The sequence below is a fragment of the Nocardioides eburneiflavus genome (assembly GCF_004785795.1).
GTDB lineage: Bacteria > Actinomycetota > Actinomycetes > Propionibacteriales > Nocardioidaceae > Nocardioides > Nocardioides eburneiflavus.
In genome coordinates this window covers 1430707-1452854 of the sequence record NZ_SRRO01000001.1, presented here as the reverse complement: position 1 = coordinate 1452854, position 22148 = coordinate 1430707, and the positions used below count along the sequence as shown (strand labels likewise).

Genomic DNA, 22148 nt, shown 5'->3' with positions numbered 1-22148 from the left:
CATGAACGACCCGGCCACCCTCACCAGCGCTGTCTCGCCGTCGGTCGACGAGGGCCCGGTGTCCGAGCCGTTCGGCCACCCGACCGACACCTTCGACGTCGAGCCGCCGTACACGCCCGACGCTGCCGCGATCGAGGCGGTGGAGAAGTACGACGACCGGTTCATCGACCGGGAGATCTCGTGGGTGCGCTTCAACCAGCGCGTCCTCGAGCTCGCCGAGGACCCCGACCTGCCGCTGCTCGAGCGGGTCCGCTTCCTCGCCATCTTCGCCAGCAACCTCGACGAGTTCTTCATGGTCCGCGTGGCCGGTCTGAAGCGGCGCATCGCCGCCGGCGTCGCCGTGCGCGCCGCCAGCGGGTTGATGCCGCGCGAGCAGCTCGAGCAGCTGTGGGGCGACAGCCGCGAGCTGATGGGGCGCCACGCCCGGGCCCTCGTCGACCTGCTGCCGGAGCTCGGCGGGCACGGCATCGAGATCCTGCGCTGGTCCGAGCTCGACCGCGAGGAGCAGAAGGTCTGCAAGAAGCTCTTCAAGGAGCGGATCTTCCCGGTCCTGACCCCACTGGCCGTGGACCCGGCCCACCCGTTCCCCTACATCTCCGGGCTCTCGCTCAACCTCGCGGTCGTCGTACGCCACCCCGAGACCCGCACCGAGCACTTCGCGCGCGTGAAGGTGCCGCCGACCTTCGGTCGCTTCGTCGGGCTCGGCAACCAGCGCTTCGTCCCCATCGAGGACGTCATCGGCGAGCACCTCAAGAAGCTCTTCCCCGGCATGGACGTGCTCGGCGCCCACACCTTCCGGGTCACCCGCAACGAGGACCTCGAGGTCGAGGAGGACGACGCCGAGAACCTCCTCAAGGCCCTCGAGAAGGAGCTCCAGCGACGTCGCTTCGGGCCGCCCGTACGCCTCGAGGTCGAGCAGTCGATGGACCCCAAGATCCTCGAGCTGCTGGTCTCCGAGCTGGGCGTCGGCCGCGACGAGGTGGTGTCGCTGCCCGGCCCCCTCGACCTCACCGGCCTGCACTCGATCGCCGACCTGCCCCGCGACGACCTCAAGTACGCCGCGTTCCTGCCGACCACCCACCCGAGCCTGGCCGAGGTCGAGTCGTCGTCACCCGTCGACGTCTTCGACTCGGTGTCGCGCCACGACGTGCTGCTGCACCACCCGTACGACTCGTTCGCCACGTCGGTGCAGCGCTTCCTGGAGCAGGCGGCCGCCGATCCCCACGTGCTGGCGATCAAGCAGACGCTCTACCGCACCTCCGGCGACAGCCCGATCATCGAGGCGCTCATCGACGCCGCCGAGGCCGGCAAGCAGGTGCTGGTGATCGTCGAGATCAAGGCGCGCTTCGACGAGCAGGCCAACATCCGCTGGGCCCGCAAGCTGGAGCAGGCCGGCTGCCACGTCGTCTACGGCCTCGTCGGCCTCAAGACCCACTGCAAGCTGTCGATGGTGGTGCGCGACGAGCCCGAGGGCATCCGTCGCTACGTCCACCTCGGCACCGGCAACTACAACCCCAAGACCGCCCGCGTCTACGAGGACCTCGGTCTCCTGACGGCCAACCCGGAGATCGGCGAGGACGTCGCGCTGCTCTTCAACAACCTGTCGGGCATCAGCCGCAACCGGACCTACGACCACCTGCTCGTCGCGCCGCACAGCGTGCGCGAGGGACTGGTCGCGCAGATCCACCAGGAGATCGCCCACCACCAGGCCGGCCGGCCCGCCGGGATCCGGATCAAGGCCAACTCGGTGGTCGACGAGGCGGTGATCGACGCGCTCTACCTCGCCTCGCAGGAGGGCGTGCGCGTGGAGCTGCTCATCCGCGGGATCTGCGCGCTGCGCCCCGGCGTACCCGGCCTGTCCGAGACGGTGCGCGTGCGGTCGATCCTGGGCAGGTTCCTCGAGCACAGCCGCGTGTTCTGGTTCGACAACGGCGGCGAGCCGGAGGCGTGGATCGGGTCGGCCGACATGATGCACCGCAACCTCGACCGTCGCGTCGAGGTGCTCGTACGCCTGCGCGACCCCCACGTGGTCGCCGAGGTGGCGGCACTGCTCGACCTCGCGCTCGACCCGGCCACCACTGCGTGGGAGCTCGGGTCGGACGGTGAGTGGGACCTGCGCCGCGGCGAGCGGCACCTGCACGACGAGCTGATCGCCCGCCAGCGGAGCCGTCGCCGCTGAGCCGTCGACCTGCGCCGCGCGTCACACCGCAGGGGCGCACCGCAACTTGCGTCGTTGGGCGGCTGACCCCCTACCATGAACCACGGTTCATCCGCCCCCCGTTCGGAGTTCACCGTGCGTTTGAAGTTCCGCCCTGTCGACAGCTCGTTCTACGACCTCTTCAGCGAGGCAGCCAAGCACCTCGTCGTCGGTTCCCAGCTGCTCAGCGAGATGCTGTCGGACGGCAACTCGAAGGCTGAGATCGCCCAGCGCATGCGCGAGGCCGAGCACGCCGCCGACGAGACCACCCACTCGATCATCCGACGGGTGAACAGCACGTTCGTCACCCCGTTCGACCGCGAGGACATCTACCACCTCGCCTCGGCCCTCGACGACGTCATGGACATGATGGACGAGGCCGTCGACCTCGTCCTGCTCTACGAGGTCACCTCGCTGCCCGCCGAGACCACCCAGCAGGTCGAGGTGCTGCAGCGCTGCGCCGAGCTCACCGCCGAGGCGATGCCGTCGCTGGAGTCGATGGGCAAGCTCGACGAGTACTGGATCGAGATCAACCGCCTCGAGAACACCGGTGACAAGTCCTACCGCAGGATCCTGGCCAACCTGTTCAGCGGTGAGTACGAGGCGCTCGAGGTGCTCAAGCTGAAGGACATCGTGGAGTCCCTCGAGGGGGCGATCGATGCCTTCGAGAAGGTCGCCAACATCGTGGAGCAGATCGCCGTCAAGGAGTCGTGACGGATGAGTGCTGACGCCCTCCCGACGTCTGCCAGGAGCACCACCTGATGGAGATCGGCATCATCATTGCCGTCGTCGTCGTCGCCCTGGTGTTCGACTACACCAACGGCTTCCACGACGCGGCCAACGCAATCGCGACGTCCGTCTCGACGGGCGCCCTGAAGCCGCGCGTCGCGCTGGCGATGGCCGCGGTCATGAACTTCGTCGGCGCCTTCCTCGGCCAGAAGGTCGCCCAGACCGTCTCCGAGACGATCGACCCCGGCACCGGCAGCCACGCGCTCGTGATCGTGATGTGCGGCCTCCTCGGCGCCATCACCTGGAACATGATCACCTGGTACTACGGCCTGCCGTCGTCGTCCTCCCACGCCCTCATCGGCGGCCTCGTCGGCTCGGCTGTCGCCGCCGGCGCCACCGCCAACTGGAACGTCGTGCTGGAGAAGGTCGTCATCCCGATGTTCCTCTCCCCCGTCGTCGCCTTCTCCCTCGGCTTCGTGCTGATGGTCGCGATCATGTGGCTCTTCCGCCGAGCCAACCCCGGCCGCGCCAACCGCGGCTTCAAGATCGCGCAGACGATCTCGGCCGCCGCGATGGCGCTCGGCCACGGCCTCCAGGACGCGCAGAAGACGATGGGCGTGATCTTCCTGGCGCTGCTGGCCGGCGGCTACGTCGGCGCCGACGACCCGCTCCCGCTGTGGGTCATCTTCGCCGCCGCTGCCGCGATCTCGGCCGGCACCTACTCGGGCGGCTGGCGCATCATGCGTACGCTCGGCCGGCGCATCATCCACCTCGACCCGCCGCGCGGCTTCGCGGCCGAGGCCGTGGCGGCGTCGGTTCTCTACACCACGGCGTACGCCTTCCACGCCCCCATCTCCACCACGCACACCATCACCTCCGCGGTCATGGGCGTGGGCGCCACCAAGCGGCTCTCCGCCGTCCGCTGGGGCGTGGCGAAGTCGATCCTCACCGCGTGGGTGCTGACCTTCCCGGCCGCCGCCCTCGCCGCCGCGATCTGCTACTGGATCGCGCGGATCTTCCTCCCCTGAGCCTGGCCAGGCTGCCGGCTGCCGCCGGTCTGCGTCATACGAAGGCGAACCCATAGGTGCCGTTTCGTATGACGCTCGGGGAGCCGGGGCGTCCTGCGTCATACGAAGGCGAACCCATAGGTGTCGGTTCGTATGACGCTCGGGAGGCCGGGCGGGAGCGCGCAGTCCCCCGTACGCCGGGCGCTCAGGCCGCGGGGCCGAGCTCGGTACAGCCCGCGTCCGCCAGTGCCCGCTCGATCTGGGCGAAGAACTCGTCAGCGGCGACCCGGAGGCCCAGGACCGGGAGCCTCAGCACGGTGAGGTTGTCGAGGGTCACGTCGTTGTGGCGCAGCGCGTCGGCCACGACCTCCTGCGCAAGGGCGTGCTGGATGCCGTCGACCTCGACCACGACGCCCCACTCCTCCCACACCACGTCGAGGTAGTAGCGGCCGTCCTTGCCACGGCGTACGACCTGGCGGGTCGGCTCGGGGATCCCCCTCCTGCGGCACTCGCGAGCGAAGTCGAGCTCGGCGAGGCTCCGTACGCCTCCCAGCAGGTCGGTGACCACGTCGATCACGAACGTCAACCGACGGTCACGCTTGACCTGCAGCAGCGCCAGCCCGATCCGGTCGGCGGGCACGACACCCTGCTGGACGACCATGGTGAGCAGCAGCGCCGCCTGCCGGTCGCTCCGCGCCCACAGCGCGCCGCGTACGGCGGCCACCTCCGGGCGCGTACGCGGCGGTCCCCCACCGCCGACCAGGTCGTCGGTCCTCCAGCGTCGCGTCTGGCGTACGTCGACGACCGTGTCCCGGAAGACCCGGGCGCCTCGCGGGACCGAGACCCGGTGGCGGTCGACGTCGAACCCTCGCAGGCCCGCAGCGATCAGTGCCGACGCCCCGTCGAGCCGGGCCCGAGGGCCGCCCGACAGCTGGGCCGCCCACAGGGTGGTGTCGAGTGCCATCGGACCGGTGTGGACGACGACGACGTGCCGGCCCACCAGCTGCCACCGCTTGGCTCGCACGTTGGCCCGCAGCTCCGCCCGCGTCAGGCCGGCGGCGTAGAGCTGGCGCCGCGACGCGGACCACGCCTGGTCGCGGGCCAGCTCTTCTGCACGACGGCGCCGCGCGGCCCTGAGCGATGCGGTGCGGGGAGTCTGTTCGGTCACGCCTCCACGGTCGCGGCGCACACGTACGTCCGCCACGAGACCGTTGTCCGCCTGTGGATGGCCGACCCGCTCACCCGCCTGTGGAGGATTGGTGACGCGCCGCTCATCTTCCTGACCGCCGAGCGTCATGCGGACCTGCAGTCATGGGTGCGGATCTGTATGACGCTGCCCGGGCCCGGTCACGAGGTCCGTGATCACGCGGGACCGGGGTCAAGGTGCCCGGAAACGCCCTGGTGGATCAAACCCCCGATCGACCCACCAGGACGCATCCGGCCGCCCCGACCGTCATGCGGATCCGCACCCATCGGTTCGGATCTGTATGACGCAGAGCCCAGAGGCTGGGCTCAGCCGAAGCGACCGGAGATGTAGTCCTCGGTGCGCTTGTCGTTGGGGTTGGAGAAGATCGTCGAGGTCAGGTCGTACTCGACCAGCAGGCCGGTGCGGTTGCCGGTGGTCTCGTCGGGGCGAGCGGTGAAGAACGCCGTACGGTCCGAGACGCGGGCCGCCTGCTGCATGTTGTGGGTCACGACGATGATCGTGAAGTCGTTGCGCAGCTCGAGCATCAGGTCCTCGACGCGGGCAGTGGCGATCGGGTCGAGGGCGGAGCACGGCTCGTCCATCAGGATCACGTCGGGCTTGGTCGCGATCGTGCGGGCGATGCACAGGCGCTGCTGCTGACCGCCGGAGAGGCCGTACGCCGACTGCTTGAGCTTGTCCTTGACCTCGTCCCAGAGCGCGGCGCCGCGCAGCGCCCCCTCGACCAGGTCGTCCATGTTGTCGACCTTCATGCCGGTGACCCGGGGGCCGTAGGCGATGTTGTCGTAGATCGACTTGGGGAACGGGTTGGGCTTCTGGAAGACCATGCCGATCTGGGTGCGCACGGCGATCGGGTCGACGCTCTTCTGGTAGATGTCCTGGCCGTGGTAGAGCACCTCGCCCTCGACGTGAGCGCCGGCCACCAGGTCGTTCATCCGGTTGAGGCACCGCAGGACCGTCGACTTGCCGCACCCGGACGGCCCGATCATGGCGGTGATCTCGTTGCGCCCGTAGGACAGGTTGACGTCGTGGACGGCGTGGAAGTCGCCGTAGAAGACGTTGAGGTCACGCGCCTCCATGACGGGGTTGACCGGCGAGTCCGGCAGGCGCCGCTCGGCGCTCATGTGGACGTCGCCGAGCGCGGCCATCTGGGGGAACGTGTCGGAGGAAGTGGCAGAAGCCATGTCGAGTGTCTCTTTCACCAGGATCGCTGGAACTTGTTGCGGATGAAGATGGCGAGGGCGTTCATCCCGAGGATCATGACCAGCAGGACGATGATGGCAGCGGACGCGGCCACCTGGAAGTCGAGCTGGGGCGCCGACGACAGGTTGTAGATCTGCATCGGCAGCGCCGTCACCTTGCTCTCCACCCCGGTCGGGTCGAAACGGACCGTCGCCAGCCCGAGGATCAGCAGCGGTGCCGCCTCACCGATCGCGCGAGAGAGGCCGAGGATGGTGCCGGTAGCGATGCCGGGCACCGCACTGGGCAGCGTGTTGCGCCACGTCGTCTGCCAGACAGTGGCTCCCAGGGCGTACGACCCCTGCCGGATCTCGTCCGGCACCGCCCGCAGCGCCTCCCGGGTCGTGATGACGATGACCGGGAGGATGAGGAGCGCCAGGGCCATCGCCCCACCGAGCACGATGCCCTTGTAGTTGTAGCCGAGCAGGCCCATGATCGCGACGGCGAGCATCCCGTAGATGATGGACGGCACCGCGGCGAGGTTCTGCAGGTTGATCTCGACGACCCGGTTGAACCGCGACGTCTTGGTGGCGAACTCCTCGAGGTAGATGGCCGCGGCGATGCCGAGCGGGATGGCCATCAGGGCCGTCACGCCCATCAGCCAGAGCGACCCGAGAATGCCGGCGCGGAACCCCGTCTCGTCCTTGCGGATCGTCGACTCGTACTGCGTGAGCAGGTTGAGGTCGAAGCGCGGCGACCCGGCGATCGCGGTGTCGACGATCAGGGCGACGAGCACCATCACGCCGAAGAACAGCGAGGACCAGAGGGCTCCGAGGAACACCAGGGAGCCGACGTTGCGATCGCGCCTGCGCCCGGACAGCGTGGCGGCGACGGTGGACGCAGCAGTCTGCGTGGCGACGCTCATCAGTAGGCCTGCCTGAATCGTCGGACGAACGCGATGGAGATCGCGTTGATGATGAACGTGATGATGAAGAGCAGCAGCCCCACCGCGAAGAGCATGTTGTAGGACACCGACCCGACCGGGTTCTCCCCCTGGGCGGTGATGGCGATGAACGCTGTCATCGTCATGTGCGGTTCGCTCGGGTCGACCGACATGTTCTTGACCGCTCCGCCGGCCATCGTGACGATCATCGTCTCCCCGACGGCGCGGGAGAGGCCGAGCACGATCGCGGCGGCGACGCCCGACAGGGCTGCCGGGAGGACCACGCGCAGGGTGGTCTGCATCCGGTTGGCGCCCATGGCGTACGACCCCTGCCGCAGCGCCATGGGCACTGCCGAGAGGGCGTCCTCGGAGAGCGAGGCCACCGTCGGGATGATCATGACGCCGAGGACGATCCCGGCCGCCCACGCGTTGGTGAAGTTCACCTCGAGGTTGAACCACCCCTGCAGCACGACCGGTGTCACGAAGAACAGCGCGAAGAAGCCGTAGACGACGGATGGTACGCCCGCCAGCAGCTCGACGGTCGGCTTGAGCCACTTGCGTGCCCGCGGGGACGCGTACTCGGAGAGGTACATCGCTGCACCCAGGCCCAGTGGCACCGCGAGGGCCAATGCGATGACGGTGGTGAGCGCCGTGCCGACGAGGAGGGGCAGGACGGCCGGACGGTACTCGCGGCTGCCGATGTCCTCGGTCGCGAAGAACTGACCGAACGGGACCTCCTCGAAGAAGTGCAGGGCAGGCTCGATGACGGCGGCGATGATGCCGAACGTGATCAGGATCGAGGCACCTGCGGACAGGACCAGGACGGCCTTGATGACCTGCTCGCCGGGCCGGGGGCGACGGCTGAGGTCCGGGGGGGACGCGGGCAAGCCCGCCCCTGGGGGCGGGCTTGCCGTCGTGGCGTTCTGAGCCATGATCTGGGTGTCGCTCCGCTCAGCCCGAGATGCCGGCGAGGGCGTCCTGCGTCGCGGCGTAGTCGTCGTCGTTCAGCGGGATGAACTGCGCGGTCTCGGCGATGTCGGCGAGGTTCTCGATGTAGAAGTCGACGTACTCGGCGACTGCTGCGTTGTCGGCGTAGGCAGAGTTGCTCACGTAGATGAACAGCGGCCGGGCGAGGGGCGTGTACTCGCCGGCCTGCGCGGTCTCGGCGGAGGGCTCGACACAGCCGTTGCCGTCGTCGATGGCGAGCGCCTTCACGGTGTCGGCGTTCTCCTCGTAGTAGCTGTAGCCGAAGAACCCGACCGAGTTCTCGGTGCCCGACACGCCCTGGACGAGGATGTTGTCGTCCTCGGAGACCTCGAAGTCCTCACGCAGCGACTCCGACTCGTCCCCGACGACGTCGGCGGCCATGTAGTCGTAGGTGCCCGAGTCGGTGCCGGGGATGAAGCCGGCGATCTCGGCGTCCGGGAAGCTCGGGTCGAGGTCCTGCCAGCTGGTCACGTCCGAGCCGGGGCCGAACAGCTCGACGACCTGGTCGGTCGTCAGGCAGTCGACGGCGAGGTCGGGGTGGACGACCACGGTGAGGGCGTCGGTCGCGACGAGCAGCTCGGTGTACTCCACACCGTTCTCCTCGCAGACCGGCACCTCCTCGTCCTCCTTGATCGGGCGGGACGCGTCGGAGATGTCCGTCTGCCCGGCGCAGAACTTCTCGAACCCGCCGCCTGTGCCGGAGAAGCCGACCGACACCTGGATGTCCGGGTTCTCCTCGGAGAGCAGCTCGGCAGCCGTGTTGCTCATGGGGTAGACGGTGGACGACCCGTCGACGGCGACCGAGCCGCTGGCGCCGCCGGACTCGCCACCCTCGGCGTTGCCAGCGTCGGCGCCGCCACAGGCGGCCAGGGTGAGGGCCAGGACGGCCGCGCCGGACGCGATGGTCCAGCGGTGGGAAGTGCGGTTCACTTCGTTGCTCCTGAAGTCTGATGTGTGCTGACGACGAGGAACGTAGGCACACCAGGAGAACGCCCACGTCGCCGCCGGTGAACGGGCGGTGAACTCGGCAGGACCGGTTGGGATCACCCGTTCGGGCGTGAGACGACGATCACATGAACTCGTCCGGCCGCCCTTGACGGGGCCCGCTCAGCGGCTCTACAAGCGGCCGGACCAACCGGGCGTCACTCAGGGCTGGAGCTGCTCCGACGCCACGACCCGGCCCTTGCAGTGGTGGACCACGAGCATCGCGCCGGGCTCCAGCTTGACCTCCGGCACGCGGAGCGCGTCGAGGACGGTCGGCAGCACGGGCCGGTGCGTGCAGAGCACGGCGCTCTCCCCTCCGTCGAGCAGGGCGTCGACGAGGTCCACGACGCCCTCGGCCGTGGCGCCCTCCTCGCTGAGCTCGTCGTAGAGCTTCACCGGCCAGCCGGTCACCTCGGCGTACGGCGTCACCGTCTGCACGCAGCGGGTGCTGGAGGAGGAGTGGGCGACGGTCACGTCGAAGGCGGCCAGCAGCGGCACCAGGCGCTGCGCCTGCGCCTCGCCGAGCTGCAGCAGCGGGCGCAGCCGGTCGTCCTTCTTCCACGCGCCCCGCGAGCGCGCCTTGCCGTGCCGCAGCACCACCAGCGCCCTCGTCCGGCGCCTCAGCGGCCGCGCCTCGGCGAGGGTGTCGCGGTCGTAGGGGTAGGTCAGCCGCCGGGCGGCGTCCTTCCATGGCACCCACTCGACCGCGTCGATCTCGGCGTTGGGGCGGTAGCCGGAGACGTCGTCCTTGCCCACCACGCGCGCGGTCCAGTAGTCGACCGTCTTCCAGCGCCCGTTGGACTGCCGGTATCGCTGCGGACCCAGGGCCGGCCCCAGCCGCACGTCGAGGCCGGTCTCCTCCGCCACCTCGCGCACCGCAGCCGTGACCGTGTGCTCGCCCGGGTCGAGCTTGCCCTTCGGGAAGGACCAGTCGTCGTACTTGGGGCGGTGCACGAGCAGCACGTCGCCGCCCTTCCGGGTCACCACGGCACCGGCAGCGCGCACGTCGCGGGGCTCCATGGAAGTAGTGTCACACCCACCCCGATCGGCGAGGAGCCCCGTGCCACATCGTGTCGTCCCGCGTGCGGTCACCCGCGTGCTGCCGGCGCTCGCGGCCGTCCTCGTGCTGCTGGTCGGCGGCCTCGTCGGGTGGCGCCTGCTGAGCCCCGCGACCCCGCTCGCCCGCGCCATGTCCCTCGTGCCGGCCGACACCACCCGTTTCTCGTGGACCGACTGGGCAGGCGTACGCCGCGAGCTGGACACCGGCGTCGGGCCCGGGTCGTCGGGTGAGGAGGTGGACGACTTCATGGCCGCGGCCTTCGACGCCGACCTGTCGCCGATGTCGGCGCTCGGCACCTCGGCGGGCGTCATGGAGGCGGAGCTGGGCTTCTCCCCCGCCAGCGTCTCGTGGGAGCTGTTCGCCCAGTCGGGCACCGGCGCGGTGGAGGTGCTCGGCGTGGACGACGGCGTCGACGTCGACGCGGTCGCCGACCGGCTCGTCGACCTGGGGTGGACCGAGCCCGAGGAGGCGGACGGCGTGTGGGTGGGCGGACCGGACGTGCTGTCGGGCGTCGGGTCGATGCTGACCCCGGAGCTCCAGCACGTCGCGCTGCTCGCCGACGAGGGGCTCGTCCTCACCTCCGACCAGGCGCCCTACCTGCAGCAGGTCGTCGACGGGATCGACGGCGACGGCCCCGAGGAGCTCGTCGAGCTGGCCGAGGCACTGGACGAGCCGCTCGCCGCCGCGGTCTACGACGGGGCGTACGCCTGCGAGCACCTCGCGATGGCGCAGGCCGACGACGACGCCCAGGCCGAGGCGGACCAGCTCGTCGCGGCGGCGGGCGCTGTCCACCCGCTCACCGGCTACGCGCTGGGGCGGCTCCCCAGCGGGGGCGTACGCGCGGTGCTGCAGGTGGAGGACGAGGACGACGCCGCCGCGGACGCCGAGGCACGCTCACGGCTGGCCGCCGGTCCGGCGCCCGGGCAGGGCGGCGACTTCACCGACCGCTTCGCGGTCGAGGCGGCGGGCTCGGAGGGCCGCGAGGTCGTGCTGGACCTGCGCCCGGTCGAGGGGGCGTACGTCCTGTCCGAGCTCACCAGCGGCCCGGTGCTCTTCGCGACCTGCTGACCGGCGCAGCGGTGGCCGAGCGGAGCCCGTGCCGGGTCCGGACCGCGCGTCAGTCCTGGGGCTTGCGCGGGGTGACCCCGAGCAGCCGGTCGATCTCCTCCTGGGACAGGTGGTCCTCGGACTCGCTCGCCGCGATGATCAGGGTGGTGGTGAGCTCGACCTCGCCGAGGAGGTCACCGTCCTCGAGGGTCACGTCGAACTGGTCGTGCACGTCACCCTCCCTTCCTCCTGGATCATTCGACTCTAGGCGGTCGTACCAATTCTGACGGACGACCACGGTCGGGCGGAATGACCCGAACGTGTCAAAGTCTGCCCCGAGAACGAATCCGGCCCCACCCCGTTATGGGGTAGGGCCGAACTCGCGATCAAGATCTGGACCTCAGTCCAGCGTCAGCCGATCAGAGCGGACGGACGTTCTCCGCCTGCGGGCCCTTGGGGCCCTGGGTGACGTCGAACTCGACCTTCTGGTTCTCGTCCAGCGACTTGTAGCCGTTGGTCTGGATGGCCGAGTAGTGCACGAAGACGTCGTCGCCGCCGTCCTCCTGCGCGATGAAGCCGAAACCCTTCTCGGCGTTGAACCACTTAACGGTGCCCTGAGCCATGGTGCTCGTTACTCCTCTGTAGGGGCGGGAGCCGCCACCTCGGCGACCCGCACCAGATGCGGTGACACGCCGCTTGAGACTCACGAGCTGGCAGGGCCCGAAGAACAAACGCCGTTGGATCACAAACTCCGCGGGCGTCTACCTGCTGGAACTTGCACCTGTTGCGGGTCAAACACTACCAACAAATCGCCCGGCGTCACCGGTCGAGATCCACCTGTGTGTGAACACTCCGCGAACGGGCCTGCCGACCGCGTGCCCGGCGCGCCTTGACACCATCGTCGGGTGAGCAGCGACGTGAGCAGCGACGTGCCCGGCGACGTGCCCGCCCCGCGCCGTCCGCGCGTGGCCGTCTGCGGCATCAGCCTCGAGGCGTCCACCTTCTCCCCCGCGCTGACGACCGCCGCGATGCTCGCTCCGCGCCGCGGACGCGCAGTGCTCGACGCGTGGGAGTTCTGGCACGAGGGCGGGTCGCTGGCGGGCCGCGCGGAGTGGATCGGCGTCCTCCAGGCGCGCAGCATCGCGGGCGGCGCGATCCCCGCGGACGACTACGCACAGCTCAAGGCGGAGATCCTCTCCGGCCTCGTGGCGGCGGTGGCCGAGGCACCTCTCGACGGGCTGGTCCTCGACATCCACGGAGCCGCGAGCGTCGTCGGCCTCGACGACATGGAGGGCGACCTGGCGCAGGCCGTACGCGCCGTGGTCGGGCCCGACTGCCTGATCAGCAGCGGCATGGACCTCCACGGCAACGTCTCGCGCGTCCTCGCCGCCACGGTCGACCTGCTGACGACCTACCGCACGGCCCCGCACGTCGACTGGGAGGAGACCAAGGAGCGCGCAGCCCGCAACCTCCTCGACCGGCTGACGCTCCCGGCGGGCCGCAGGCGTCCGGCGAAGGCATGGGTGCCGGTGCCGATCCTGCTGCCCGGCGAGATGACGAGCACGCGGCAGGAGCCGGCGACGAGCTTGTACGCCCGGGTGCCGGAGGTCGAGGCGCTCGACGGGATCCTCGACGCCGGCATCTGGATCGGCTACCCGTGGGCCGACGAGCCGCGCAACGGTGCCGTCGTCGTGGTCGTCGGCGACGACGCGGACCTGGCGCTGGCCGAGGCGAGCAGGCTCGCGGTCGAGCTGTGGTCGCGTCGCGAGGAGTTCGGCTTCGTGGCGCCCACCGGCTCCCTCGAGGAGGTGCTGGCCGCTGCGATCGCGTCGCCGGTCAGGCCGTACGTCGTCTCCGACTCCGGCGACAACCCGACCGCCGGCGGCGCCGGCGACGTGACCTGGACCCTGGCCGCGCTGCTCGCCAGCGAGGACCTGGCCGCGAGCGGCAAGCGCGCCGTCTATGCCTCGATCCCCGACAGCGCCGGAGCCGTCGCCGCCGCGGAGGCGGGGGTGGGCGCCCACGTACGCCTCACCCTCGGGGCGCGGATCGACGCCCGGCCCGCGCCACCGGTCGACGTGGCGGGCGAGGTCGTGGCGGTCGTGCCGGGCGACGACAACCTCGAGGTGGTCGTCCGGACACCCGCGGTGGACGTGGTGGTCACCCGCCGGCGGCGCCCGTACCACCTCGAGCGGGACTTCACCCGGCTCGGCCTCGACCCTCGCAGCGCCGACATCGTCGTGGTCAAGATCGGCTACCTCGAGCCCGAGCTCTTCGACCTGGCGGCGGACTGGATGCTCGCGCTGACGCCGGGCGGGGTGGACCAGGACCTGGCCCGGCTGGGGCACCGCCGGATCCGGCGGCCGATGTTCCCGCTGGACGACGTGTCCGGCGTGGACCCGCTCGCGGAGGCCGTCCTGTTCCCCGGCGACACCTCCGGGTCAGCGACCCAGCGCTGACATCACCTCGGCGAGCACCTCGGCGCTCGTCACGCTGCGGCGCCCGTCGTCGTAGCCCGTCGACACCCCTGTCGGCCGCACCGCCCCGGGCGCGCGCAGGTGCACCTCGCGCGCGCCGGTCTCCGCCACGATCCGGGCGGCGTTCGCCGGGCGTACGCCGCCGCCGACCGCGATCCGCACCTCGTCGCCACCGCGGCGCACCAGGTCGGCCAGCTCGGGAAGGTGGTCGAGTGCAGGTCCCGGGCCGCCGGAGGTCAGCACGCGGCTGATGCCGAGGTCGGCGAGCTGCGCGAGCCCCGCCGCCTTGTCGGGCACCGAGTCGAAGGCCTTGTGGAAGGTGACGGGGGCGTCACCGGAGGCGGCCACGAGGCGGCGTACGGCGCCCGCCGCGATCGTGCCGTCCGGCTCGAGCGTGCCGATGACGAAGCCCAGGCGAGCCGAGCCCCCGAGCGCGGCCCGGGTCGCCTCGATGTCGGCCGCCATCACCGCGACCTCCTGCGGCGAGTGGACGAAGTCGCCGGGACGGGCGCGCACGAGCACCCGGACCTCCAGGCCGGGTGCCGTGTCGGCGCAGTGCTCCACGAAGCCGAGCGTGGGCGTCGTGCCCCCGTCGGCGAGGCCGGCGCAGACCTCCAGCGCGTCCGCGCCCGCGGCCGCGGCGAGGGCCGCGCCACCGACGTCCTCCAGGCAGATCTCGACCAAGGTGCTCACCCGGACACCGTAGGCCGAGGTCGCGGCGATCGCCCGCCCACGGCTCGGCGGACATGGCGGCAGCAGCCGGTGAGGCGGCACCGACCGGCAGTCGTCTACGTTGTGCTGCGGTTCCCGGTCGGGGCGCCGGGTCCCCCTGGGTGGCTGGGTGAGCGAGGTGGTGGATGTCTGACGCGAGCGCCGGTCCGCGCGTGCTGGGCGATCGCTACGAGCTCGGCCCCCTGCTGGGCCGCGGCGGCATGGCGGACGTGTTCCGGGCAGAGGACCGCACGCTGCGGCGAGCGGTCGCCGTCAAGGTGCTGAGGGAGGCAGCCGGGGACGAGTCCGACCGCGCCCGCTTCGTCGGCGAGGCACGCACCCTGGCACGGCTGTCGCACAGCGGCCTGGTGACGGTCCTGGACGCCGGGTTCGGCTTCACCGGCCCCGGCGCCGCGGACGCTGCTGCCGCTGACGCCAACCCCTTCCTGGTGATGGAGCTCGTGGACGGTCGCACCCTCGGGCGGGTCGCGCAGGACTGGGACGGCGGGTTGCCGCTGGAGGACGTCGGATCGGTGGGTGCGCAGGTGGCCGAGGCACTGGCCTACGTGCACCGCAACGGTGTGGTGCACCGCGACGTGAAGCCGGGCAACATCCTGCTGGGCCCGCGGAAGCGGGTGCGGCTCGCGGACTTCGGGGTGGCGCGACTGGTGGAGGACTCGGCGGGTCACACCAGGACCGGACACGTCATCGGCACAGCGGCGTACCTCGCGCCGGAGCAGGTCACGGGCGACGAGGTCTCGGGCGCGACGGACGTCTACTCCCTCGGGCTGGTGCTGCTGGAGGCGCTCACGGGTCACCGGGAGTTCCCGGGCGCCGCGACGGAGGCGGCCGCGGCGCGGCTGCACAGGGACCCGGAGGTGCCGGACTCGCTGCCGGAGGAGTGGCGCGAGCTGCTGGCCGGGATGATGGCCCGCGATCCCGCGGAGCGGCCGTCGGCTGACGACGTGGCCGAGCGGCTGCGCGCGTACTCCCCGGGGAGCATCCCGCAGCCGGTGGAGTCGACGCCGGACGCCGTCACGACGCCCCTGCTGGGACGACCTGCACCGGCCGCGCCGTCCTCCGCGAGCACCCGGGTGATGCCCGAGCCGACCACGAGTCCGGCGCGACCGACGAGGCCGGTGCACGACCGGCTGGGCGACGCGCTCGCGCGCACCCTGGGCAGGCACGCGACGTCCCTGTGGGGGGCTGCGAGGAGGTCGTCGGAGGCCCAGCGCGGCATTGCTGCCGCGGTGGCCGCCCTGGTGCTGTTCCTCCTCGTGGTCGCGGTCGCCGGGGGGACCACCAGCGACGGCGACGACCTGCCGGGCAACACGCCGGACGAGCTCGTGGAGCCGTTGCGGGACCTGCACGACGCGGTCGAGGGGACGGGCTGATGAGGAACACCGACCACATGAGGTCGACGCGCCGGAGGGTGGCCGTGGCAGCGCTCGTGCTCGCCCTGGCGCCCGCGCTGGGGTCGTGCGGAGGCGACGAGGCGGTGCCGAGCGAGCAGGTCCCCGCCCTGGGCAAGCGCCTCGACGAGGTCGACGCGGCCGTCGGGTCCGGGGACTACGCCGGGGCCCGGGTCGCCGTGAAGGAGCTCGTGGCCGAGGCCGCCCGGGCACAGGTGGACGGCGAGCTGTCGGACGAGCAGGCGCAGCGCATCGTGACAGCCGCCAGGTCCGTGCTCGAGAACCTGCCGGACTGAGCCCGGGAGCAGATCCGTCAGGAGTGCAGCTCGCTGAGCACCCGGTGGAAGGCTGCCTTGCCCTCGAGCCCGATGCCGGGGCGGTCGTCGAGGCGCACCCGGCCACCCTCGATCACGGCGTCGTCGGCGAACCCGCCGGTGGGCTGGAACTCACCCGGGTAGGACTCGTTGCCGCCGAGCCTTAGGGCGGCGGCGATGTGCAGCGAGAACTGGTGCCCGCCGTGCGGGATGCAGCGGCGCGAGGACCAGCCGTGCTGGGCGAGCATCTCCTGGATCCGGACGTACTCCACGAGGCCGTAGCTCAGCGCCGGGTCGACCTGGATCCAGTCGCGGTCGGGTCGCAGGCCGCCGTGGCGGACGAGGTTGCGCGCGTCCTGGAGCGAGAACAGGTTCTCGCCGGTGGCGATGGGGCCGCGGTAGTGCTCGGCGAGGGTGGCGTTGAGGCGGTAGTCCAGCGGGTCGCCGACCTCCTCGTACCAGAACAGGCCGTAGGGGTCGATCGCCCGGCCGTAGGCGAGCGCGGTGTCGAGGTCGAAGCGACCGTTGACGTCGACGGCGAGCCGGGAGCCGTCACCGCCCAGCACCTCGAGGACCGCCTCGATCCGGCGCAGGTCCTCGTCGAGGCCTATCCCGCCGATCTTCATCTTCACCACCTCGTAGCCGGCGTCGAGGAAGCCGCGCATCTCGTCCTGGAGGTCGCCGAGGGTCTTGCCGGGGGCGTAGTAGCCGCCGGCGGCGTAGACGAAGACGGACTCGTCGGACCCGCCGTCGCCGTAGCGGTCCGCGATCCAGCGGTGGAGCGGGACGCCGGCGACCTTGGCGGCGAGGTCGTGCAGTGCCATGTCCACGACGCCGACGGCGACGGAGCGCTCGCCGTGGCCGCCGGGCTTCTCGTTGCGCATGACCACGTCCCACGCGGCGCCCGGCCAGAGCCCACCGTCCTCGTCGAGCAGGCCGTCGGGGTCGGCCTCCAGGAGTCGCGGCAGGACGCGGCGGCGCAGGATCTCGCCGGCGGAGTAGCGGCCGTTGGAGCTGAACCCGTAGCCCACGACCGGACTGCCGTCGACCACGACGTCGCTGACCAGCGCCAGCACCGAGCAGTCCATGGTCGAGAAGTCGATGAAGGCGTTGCTCATCGACGATCTGATCGGGACGACGCCCTCGTGGGCGGAGACGATCCTCATGCGGTCCTCCGTGTCTTATAAGATGCGAGAACCGGACCGTATCCCCGATCGACCTCTGTCGCCAACTCGTCTTATAAGATCTGTCCATGCCGGAGCCCGTGTTCACCAGCAAGGCCGACGTCGCGTACGCCCTGATCCGCCGGCGGATCCTCGACGGCACGCTCGAGGCGGGCTCGAGGCTCGCGCAGTACGAGCTCGCCGCCGACCTGGGCATCAGCATCACGCCGCTGCGCGAGGCCGTACGCCGACTCAGCGGGGAGGGCTGGATCCTGCTCGACACCCACCGCAACGCGCGCGTCGCCGAGCTCGACCTGGCCGATGCGCGCGCCCTGCTGGAGGCCCGCCGTGCCCTGGAGCCCGCGGCCGTCGCGCTCGCGGCCGAGCGGCGTACGGACGAGGACGTCGCCACCATGCAGACGGCGCTGACGCGGCTCCGCCCGGTCACGCGCCGGTGGGGCGCGGCCGCCCTGGCTGCGCACCGCGAGGTGCACCGCGCGCTCTACTGCGCCTCGCACAACGTCGTGATGGTCAGGATGCTCGACGACCTGTGGGACAAGTCCGACCGCTATCGCAGGGTCGGGCTCCAGCTCCCGCCGGGGGGCGAGGACCGCACCCGCGACTTCGAGGAGCACCACGAGCTGGTGCGCCTGGTCGTGGCCGGCGACGCGGCCGGGGCGTCGGAGCTGATGGCCTCGCACATCGACAACAGCCTCACTGCGAGCGCTCTCTCGGAGAGACTCGAGGAGTCGGGCGCCATCGGCGGGTGACGCACAGGGCCGGGCCGGGACGGGCCTTGGCCCGCCCCGGCCCGAGACCTCCTAGCGCGACTGGCCGGACGTGGCCGACACGCCGTCGGTCCACCAGTTGTCGGACCAGACGTTCCCGCCGTAGGCGGGGAACTCACCGCCGTCGGTGCCCTGGCCGCGGTCGAACAGGTTGCCCGTGAAGCGGATGTTCACGCAGTCGTCGTACGAACGGCAGTCGATGAACCGGGTGGCGAACCACGGACCACCGGCCGCGCCGCCGGCCGTCGTGCCGCGCTTGAAGTAGTTGCCCTCGATCGTCAGGTTGAACGCAGCGGCAGCCGTGCCGTCCAGCCTCTCGCGGTAGAACACCGCGTGGGCCGAGCAGCCGCCGTCGGAGCCGGCGGTGACGGGCTTGCACTGGATCGTGTTGCCGCGCAGGACGGTGTTCTTCAGGATCCGGACGCCGGAGGAGTGGCTGTCGGTGCCGTCGGTGGTGATGTAGTTCCCCTCCAGCGTCACGTTGTTGTGTGCCGCGAGGCCGGAGTGGGTGCCCTGGATGAGCGAGCGGCGGATCACGAAGTGTGCGCAGCAGGCGGCGCGGTCCTGTGCGAAGGCGGTCGAGGACTGGATGATCCGAGAGTCCTCGACGGTGAAGACGGGCGCGCGGGTCTGATCGGCAGCGGGGTCACCGGGCGTGTTCCCGACCGTCAGCATCTGGCCCTTGATGATGCTGTTCCGGAAGACGATGCCGGTCGCGGTCCTGTCGAAGGTGACGCCGGTGCTCGCGCAGTCGACGACGCGGTTCTCCACCACCAGGTTGCTCTCGGCCGCACTGAAGTGGCAGTCGCCGCTGTAGGCCACCGTGGGTGCCGTGGCCGGGCCGACCGACGTCGGGGTCGGGAAGTCGGCCGGCGTGGGCACGCCGCCGGACTCCGGGTCAGGCGCCGGGGTCGGCGTCGGGGTCGGCGTCGGGGTCGGGCTCGTCGTCGGGGTCGGCGTCGGGCTCGTCGTCGGGGTCGGGGTCGGCGTCGGGGTCGAGGTCGGCGTCGGGGTCGGAGTGGGGGTCGGGCTCGAGGTCGTCGTCGGCGAGGGGCTGGGAGCCGGCACGGACGTCGTGCTCGAGGGAGCGAAGAGGACGTCGATGAAGTAGTGCGCGCCCCTCGTGGTCTCGGTGGGTCGACCGGTGCCGTAGCCGAAGGTGCCACGGTGGGCCGTCAGCTCCTTGGCGGACAGGGTGCCGCCGTCGTCGAAGACGCCAGTCTCCAGGGCGTTGCGTCCGCGGGGTGCGCGGTAGGAGACCGTGTACTTCTCGCCGGCGCGGATCCGTACGGACGAGCTGAGGGAGGCGGTCTTCCAGCCGTCGGTGGCGGTCGCGGGGAACCTGACGGAGGCGATGCGGCGGCCGGCACCGTTCCACACGTCACCTGTCGTGGCGACGCGGTTGGCACCCGCGGCGTAGTACTGCACCGCACGGAGCCGGCCGGTCGTGGCGCTGCTGAACACCAGACCGAGGGTGACGCTCCGCGTCTCGTCGGACGAGGGCACCGCGGGGACGGTCGAGTCGGACCAGATGCCGTACGAGGACGCAGCGGTCCGCTCGGTGGCCGGTGCCGCGGTGGCGAGGACGTGCGGAAGCAAGGCGATCACTGCTGCCGTGATGGCGGCCAGCAGCGAGAACACCGTCGCGGGACGCGCCGAGCGCGCGCCAGTGAGGTGGGACTTCATTGCGGGGGACTCTCCAATGTGCTGTCGAATGCCTAGGGGACTGGTGCCGCGACTGCCCCCCCGGGACGCATCCGACGCACCACGAGGAGGGCGCACGGCATCGTCCCCAGGACACGTGCCCAGAGAGGGCGCCGACGTCCTGGCTGTCACCCCCCGGGGCCGCAGCGCAGAAGCGGCTCGCAGCGCCCGGGGGTCTAGACAAGTACCGCAGGAACCTAACATCGAATTCGACCGCACTTGACCAAATCTTGATGTTCTAGGCCGAGATACCCAATTTGTGTCACTCGCCCGACGGCTCGACGGGCCGCCTCCGCGCGCGGAACCCCTGAGCCCCCGGCCCGGTCCCGCTCTGACAGGATGCGTGGCAGGGAGTGCGAGTCATTCGGGTCCGGACAGGTCGTCGGACCGGCGGCCCCACCCCCGGGCCTCTAGCTCAATTGGTAGAGCAGCGGACTTTTAATCCGTTGGTTCAGGGTTCGAGCCCCTGGAGGCCTACCAGCTCCGGACCGATCCCCGCCGACAACACAGCCGACAACACAGCCGAGAACCCAGCCGAGCCCCTGGAGGACCCGTGGCCGTCGTCCTGCCCTTCGGAGAGCATGCTCCCGACATCGCCCCCACCAGCTGGCTCGCCCCCACCGCGACCGTGATCGGCGACGCCGTCGTCGAGGACGACGTCAGCATCTGGTTCGGGGCCGTCGTCCGTGCGGACGGCGCCCGCATCACGGTCGGCGCCGGCAGCAACGTGCAGGACAACTGCGTCTTCCACGCCGACCCCGGCTTCCCGCTCACCCTCGTCGCCGACGTGGCGGTGGGGCACGGCGCGGTGCTGCACGGCTGCACGATCGAGCCGGGCGTGCTGGTCGGCATGGGCGCGGTCGTGATGAACGGCGCGCACATCGGCTCCGGCTCGGTCATCGCCGCCGGGGCTGTCGTGCTGGAGGGCATGCAGGTCCCTGAGCGCTCGCTCGTGGCCGGCGTGCCGGCCAAGGTGCGCCGCCAGACCACCGACGAGGAGGTCGCGGCCATCACCCGCAACGTCGCGGGCTACCGCGAGCGGGCGCACGCGTACCGCTCGCAGGGCTGAGGACCGGCCCGCCGATCAGTCGCGCGCCTCGAGCCGCAGGGTCGCGGTGCCGGTCCCGGTCGGCCCGGCGTAGGTGAGGTAGGTGTGCCGCCCGGAGTACTGGAAGCACGTCGGGTCTCAGTCGTCGGCGACGTCCACCAGCACCTTGCCCACGGCACCCGCCTCGACCGCCGCGTGCGCGTCGGCCGTCCGGTCGAGCGGGTAGTGGTGCAGCGGGAGCCCGTGGTCCTCGCCGACCCCGTACGCCACGTCGGCGACCGCCGCGGTGACGTCCTCGGCCGCTGCCCGCAGCGCCTCGTGGCCGACGGTGTAGAGGAGCACCCACTGGAAGCGCGCGTTGGTCGAGAACGTCTCGCGGACGCTGAGGGTGACCTCGTCGCCGCCGTTGTTGGCGTAGATCGCGATCGTCCCGCGGGGCCTGATCAGGGCGACGTCGTGGCGCAGGTTCTGCGCAGGCGCCACCTCGACCACGAGGTCGACCCCGTCGGGCGCCAGCGCGCGGACCGCCTCGACGAGGTCGGTCCGGCGGTAGTCGACGACGTGGTGTGCGCCGGCCGCGCTCGCGAGGGCGGCCTTCTCGTCGCTGCTCACCGAGCTGACGACGGTGGCGCCCGCCCACCGGGCGAGCTGGATGGCCGCGTTGCCGACGGCGCCGGCACCTCCGGCGACGAGCACGGTGCGCCCGGCGAGGGCGCCCGGCGCCAGCCGCGTCGGACCGCCCTCGGAGGTGGTCAGGGCGCGGTGCGCGGTGACCGCGGGGACGCCCATCGAGGCACCGAGGTCGTACGACGCGCCCTCGGGCAGCACCGTCACGTTGGCGGCCGGCAGGACGACCTGCTCCTGCGCGGTCCCTCCGGGCCGCGTGTGCTGGGCGAGCATCGTCCAGACGCGGTCGCCCACGGCGAGGTCCGTGACGTCGGGGCCGACGGCGTCCACCACGCCCGCGCCGTCCTGGCCCGGCACGATCTCGGGGAAGGCGAGCTCGCCCATGCCGCCGGCGCGGAACTTCCAGTCCGTCGGGTTCACCCCCGCCCGGACGATCCGCACCCGCACCTCGCCGGGCCCCGGCTCCGCTGGGTCACGCTCGACCAGCTCGAGCACCGACGCGTCGCCGCTCTCGGTGTAGACCACTGCTCGCATCACGCCGTCCTCTCCTCGCCGCCGGCCGCCGTG

21 protein-coding genes and 1 tRNA gene are annotated in these 22148 nt (G+C 71.3%); 10 read left to right on the top strand and 12 right to left on the bottom strand.

The genetic code is table 11. The features are described 5' to 3' along the window. The first annotated feature begins 1 nt into the window (after window position 1). From EXE59_RS06810 to EXE59_RS06800, 3 genes are all read left to right on the top strand, one after another. Complete coding sequence (locus EXE59_RS06810) at window positions 2-2179, top strand: RNA degradosome polyphosphate kinase (protein ID WP_135838226.1); 2178 nt, start codon at window positions 2-4, stop codon at window positions 2177-2179. A gap of 114 nt (window positions 2180-2293) precedes the next feature. After that, complete coding sequence (locus EXE59_RS06805) at window positions 2294-2911, top strand: DUF47 domain-containing protein (protein WP_135838225.1); 618 nt, start codon at window positions 2294-2296, stop codon at window positions 2909-2911. Window positions 2912-2958: 47 nt separating this feature from the next. Then, a complete protein-coding gene (locus EXE59_RS06800) occupies window positions 2959-3954 on the top strand; it encodes an inorganic phosphate transporter (RefSeq protein WP_135838224.1) in 996 nt (331 codons plus the stop codon). Window positions 3955-4138: 184 nt separating this feature from the next. Here the strand turns inward: EXE59_RS06800 and EXE59_RS06795 are convergent, their stop codons facing one another. From EXE59_RS06795 to EXE59_RS06770, 6 genes are all read right to left on the bottom strand, one after another. After that, complete coding sequence (locus EXE59_RS06795) at window positions 4139-5101, bottom strand: hypothetical protein (protein ID WP_135838223.1); 963 nt, start codon at window positions 5099-5101, stop codon at window positions 4139-4141. 344 nt (window positions 5102-5445) lie between these two features. Next, the gene (pstB, locus tag EXE59_RS06790; RefSeq protein WP_281280340.1) at window positions 5446-6216 is read right to left on the bottom strand and encodes a phosphate ABC transporter ATP-binding protein PstB; all 771 of its coding nucleotides are present in this window, start codon (window positions 6214-6216) and stop codon (window positions 5446-5448) included. A 119-nt stretch (window positions 6217-6335) separates the two neighbouring features. Continuing rightward, window positions 6336-7241, bottom strand: coding sequence for a phosphate ABC transporter permease PstA (gene pstA / locus EXE59_RS06785; RefSeq protein ID WP_135838221.1), 906 nt, complete (start codon window positions 7239-7241; stop codon window positions 6336-6338). Then, on the bottom strand, window positions 7241-8146 hold the full coding sequence (gene pstC / locus EXE59_RS06780) for a phosphate ABC transporter permease subunit PstC (RefSeq protein WP_246056577.1): 906 nt from the start codon (window positions 8144-8146) through the stop codon (window positions 7241-7243). The genes pstA and pstC overlap by 1 nt, the downstream gene beginning before the upstream one ends. Before the next feature lie 64 nt (window positions 8147-8210). Beyond that, a complete protein-coding gene (locus tag EXE59_RS06775) occupies window positions 8211-9176 on the bottom strand; it encodes a PstS family phosphate ABC transporter substrate-binding protein (RefSeq protein ID WP_135838219.1) in 966 nt (321 codons plus the stop codon). 216 nt (window positions 9177-9392) lie between these two features. Continuing rightward, a complete protein-coding gene (locus tag EXE59_RS06770; protein ID WP_135838218.1) occupies window positions 9393-10250 on the bottom strand; it encodes an NUDIX hydrolase in 858 nt (285 codons plus the stop codon). 40 nt (window positions 10251-10290) lie between these two features. On the opposite strand from EXE59_RS06770, the gene EXE59_RS06765 reads away from it, so the two are divergent. Beyond that, window positions 10291-11358, top strand: coding sequence for a hypothetical protein (locus EXE59_RS06765; RefSeq protein WP_135838217.1), 1068 nt, complete (start codon window positions 10291-10293; stop codon window positions 11356-11358). A gap of 49 nt (window positions 11359-11407) precedes the next feature. Here the strand turns inward: EXE59_RS06765 and EXE59_RS23685 are convergent, their stop codons facing one another. Both EXE59_RS23685 and EXE59_RS06760 read right to left on the bottom strand, forming a co-directional pair. Beyond that, window positions 11408-11569: a hypothetical protein gene (locus EXE59_RS23685; protein WP_165356104.1), complete on the bottom strand. Its 162-nt coding sequence runs from the start codon at window positions 11567-11569 to the stop codon at window positions 11408-11410. A 187-nt stretch (window positions 11570-11756) separates the two neighbouring features. Beyond that, complete coding sequence (locus tag EXE59_RS06760; RefSeq protein ID WP_045548871.1) at window positions 11757-11960, bottom strand: cold-shock protein; 204 nt, start codon at window positions 11958-11960, stop codon at window positions 11757-11759. A gap of 282 nt (window positions 11961-12242) precedes the next feature. Between EXE59_RS06760 and EXE59_RS06755 the strand changes: the two genes are divergently transcribed. Next, window positions 12243-13796, top strand: a complete 1554-nt coding sequence (locus EXE59_RS06755) for a M81 family metallopeptidase (RefSeq protein ID WP_246056575.1) — start codon at window positions 12243-12245, stop codon at window positions 13794-13796. Here the strand turns inward: EXE59_RS06755 and EXE59_RS06750 are convergent. Then, window positions 13779-14507 carry a copper homeostasis protein CutC gene (locus EXE59_RS06750; RefSeq protein ID WP_135838216.1) on the bottom strand — a complete coding sequence of 243 codons (729 nt, stop codon included), beginning with the start codon at window positions 14505-14507 and terminating at the stop codon, window positions 13779-13781. The two genes, EXE59_RS06755 and EXE59_RS06750, sit on opposite strands and share 18 nt — an antisense overlap. 164 nt (window positions 14508-14671) lie before the next feature. Between EXE59_RS06750 and EXE59_RS06745 the strand changes: the two genes are divergently transcribed. Next, window positions 14672-15919, top strand: coding sequence for a serine/threonine-protein kinase (locus EXE59_RS06745; RefSeq protein WP_135838215.1), 1248 nt, complete (start codon window positions 14672-14674; stop codon window positions 15917-15919). Continuing rightward, window positions 15919-16233 carry a hypothetical protein gene (locus EXE59_RS06740; RefSeq protein WP_135838214.1) on the top strand — a complete coding sequence of 105 codons (315 nt, stop codon included), beginning with the start codon at window positions 15919-15921 and terminating at the stop codon, window positions 16231-16233. The genes EXE59_RS06745 and EXE59_RS06740 overlap by 1 nt, the downstream gene beginning before the upstream one ends. 17 nt (window positions 16234-16250) lie before the next feature. Here EXE59_RS06740 and EXE59_RS06735 read toward each other — a convergent pair whose 3' ends face one another. Then, on the bottom strand, window positions 16251-17417 hold the full coding sequence (locus tag EXE59_RS06735; protein ID WP_135838213.1) for an enolase C-terminal domain-like protein: 1167 nt from the start codon (window positions 17415-17417) through the stop codon (window positions 16251-16253). 86 nt (window positions 17418-17503) lie between these two features. Between EXE59_RS06735 and EXE59_RS06730 the strand changes: the two genes are divergently transcribed. After that, a complete protein-coding gene (locus EXE59_RS06730) occupies window positions 17504-18184 on the top strand; it encodes a GntR family transcriptional regulator (RefSeq protein ID WP_135838212.1) in 681 nt (226 codons plus the stop codon). A 51-nt stretch (window positions 18185-18235) separates the two neighbouring features. On the opposite strand, the gene EXE59_RS24795 is transcribed toward EXE59_RS06730, so the two are convergent. Beyond that, complete coding sequence (locus EXE59_RS24795) at window positions 18236-19888, bottom strand: DUF4082 domain-containing protein (protein ID WP_168218426.1); 1653 nt, start codon at window positions 19886-19888, stop codon at window positions 18236-18238. Window positions 19889-20310: 422 nt separating this feature from the next. Between EXE59_RS24795 and EXE59_RS06720 the strand changes: the two genes are divergently transcribed. After that, window positions 20311-20386: transfer RNA gene (locus EXE59_RS06720), tRNA-Lys, on the top strand. A gap of 73 nt (window positions 20387-20459) precedes the next feature. Beyond that, a complete protein-coding gene (locus EXE59_RS06715; RefSeq protein WP_135838210.1) occupies window positions 20460-20975 on the top strand; it encodes a gamma carbonic anhydrase family protein in 516 nt (171 codons plus the stop codon). Between the two features lie 117 nt (window positions 20976-21092). Here EXE59_RS06715 and EXE59_RS06710 read toward each other — a convergent pair whose 3' ends face one another. Next, window positions 21093-22115 (bottom strand): NADPH:quinone reductase, encoded by a 1023-nt coding sequence (locus EXE59_RS06710; protein WP_135841156.1) that lies wholly within the window; start codon window positions 22113-22115, stop codon window positions 21093-21095. Window positions 22116-22148 lie beyond the last annotated feature (33 nt).